At 40.7% G+C, this 273-nt stretch carries 1 protein-coding gene; it reads right to left on the bottom strand.

Annotated elements, in window-relative coordinates:
• A partial coding sequence (locus RMT89_RS43010; protein WP_315889199.1) for a hypothetical protein occupies positions 1 to 249 on the bottom strand: 249 nt, incomplete at its 3' end.
• Positions 250 to 273 lie beyond the last annotated feature (24 nt).

Genomic DNA, 273 nt, shown 5'->3' with positions numbered 1-273 from the left:
ACCCGATCTTACCCGCAACGAAAAAGACAAACAAGGAAGACCGGGTGATACTTCCGTCCAATTTCTACCCATATCTGTAGTTTTCAATAGTAGCTGGCCACCATGATAAAAAGTATTAGGCTCATGTTTACTCCATATAATGGGTGCATTCCAATTAAAACGATACTTCATGTCTTTGGCATCCATGCTTAAATATTGAATGGGTGCTGCCATGATGCTGTAAGCCGATTTTGTTTTGGTATCCAGCACTTCAATAGTACCCTGATAACTACC

The organism is Streptomyces sp. P17 (assembly GCF_032436805.1).
In the GTDB taxonomy this organism is placed as follows: Bacteria; Actinomycetota; Actinomycetes; order Streptomycetales; family Streptomycetaceae; genus Streptomyces.
The sequence above is the reverse complement of the archived record's forward strand: the minus strand, read 5'-3'. Positions and strand labels throughout refer to the sequence as shown.